The sequence below is a fragment of the Isoptericola sp. NPDC060257 genome (assembly GCF_042726645.1).
Lineage (GTDB): Bacteria > Actinomycetota > Actinomycetes > Actinomycetales > Cellulomonadaceae > Isoptericola > Isoptericola nanjingensis.
Genome location: NZ_JBHXAW010000490.1, coordinates 1 through 1513, shown reverse-complemented (window position 1 = coordinate 1513; position 1513 = coordinate 1). Strand labels below are relative to the sequence as shown.

1 protein-coding gene is annotated in these 1513 nt (G+C 76.7%); it reads right to left on the bottom strand.

Going from position 1 to position 1513, the window contains the following annotated elements:
- A partial coding sequence (locus ACFWEK_RS21575; RefSeq protein WP_430555369.1) for a TPM domain-containing protein occupies positions 1 to 1379 on the bottom strand: 1379 nt, incomplete at its 3' end.
- Positions 1380 to 1513: the final 134 nt, after the last annotated feature.

Genomic DNA, 1513 nt, shown 5'->3' with positions numbered 1-1513 from the left:
ACTCCGGACCGGAGAACGGCAGCCGCGAGACCGCCTCCTACGTCCTGGAGAACGGCGGGGCCCGGTTCGTCCTCACCTCCGTCATCAAGGCGAGCACCGAGCGCGGTGCCTTCCTGGAGAGCCTTGTCCAGGTCGGCGCCGGCGGTGGCGAGCTGCGCGCCCGCCTGGTCGACGGCGTCGAGCAGCGTCGCGGCCTGGCCGAGCGCGTTCTGCGCCGCCCGCAGGTGCGCGACGGCGGCGGAGCGGGCACGGCCGGTAAGTGCGGCGCGGCCCGACGCGACGGCGTCGCGGGCGTGCGCCACGAGGGCGGTCGCCTGGTCCGGGTTGCCGCGGACCGACGCCAGCGCCGACGTCGGGTACGACGCCGCGAGCCCGTCGAGCGTCTCGCGCGCCACGGGCACGCGCGCCTCGATCTCGCCGGCGCGCTGCTCGGTCTCGTCCAGCAGCTCCGGGGCGCGCTGCTGGAGGGAGCGCAGCTCGTCGAAGGCGTCCGTCTGCGCGTCCAGCGACGCGCCCGCGTGCTCGGTCAGCTCGAGGATGCCCGCGAGCAGCTGGCGGCGGCGCGGCTCGCTGTCCGGCACGTCGTCGTCGAGCTCCTGGCGCAGATGGAAGGCCTGCGCGACGTCGGCCTTCGCGGCCTCCAGGGCCGCGGAGAAGTCCTGCGTGGCCTCGAGCCCGAACTCGGCCTGCGCGAAGCCGAGCTCCTGCTCGGACGTGCGGACCGCGTCGTCGATCTCGACGAGCGCGGTGCCCACCCGGCGCTCGAGCTCCTCCGTCGGCACTGCGGACACCTCGCCCGGCCCGGCCGGGGTGGCGGCGCCCTGGTTCCTGCGGCGCGACCGGACCCAGAGCCATCCTCCGAGCCCGCCGGCCACGACGACGCCGCCCACTGCGGCCGCCACGCCCCAGCCCCCGCCGCCGGTCGACGCCGTGCCGCCGGTGCGGATCGTGTCCGCGGCGGCGATCGCGGCGCCGGCCCAGTCGTCGTCGCGCAGGTGGTCCTCGGCGACCTGCTCCACCTGGTCGAGCTGCGCGTCAGAGAGGCCGTTGTTGGTGTCCACCGACAGCCCGTACGCGCGGCCCTCGGTGGCGACGGCGAGCAGCAGGTCGTTCACCCCGAGGCCCGCGTCCGTCGCGGTGCGGTTCGCCCAGTCGCGGCCGTCCGTGCCGTCGAACGACTCCACGTAGACGACGAACAGCTGGTACGGCGTCTCGTCCGCGAGCTGGTCGAGCGAGGTCTGCACCCGCGCCTCGTCGCCGTCGTCGAGCACGCCCGACTGGTCGGTGATCTCGCTGTCGAGCTGGGTCAGGGGAGGGACGGCGGAGGCGCTGAGCGCGAGGACGGCGGCGCCGGCGAGGGCCAGCAGCAGGGCCAGCACGCACGCACCGGCGGGGGCGGGGGGGGGGGGCGGGGGCTCCCCCGCCGACGGGGGGGGGGCGGGGTGGGGGGCGCCGGGGGGGTCGGCCTGGTTTTTTTGGGAGGCGGTTAGGGCCGCGCGCACCGCGGGGAAGG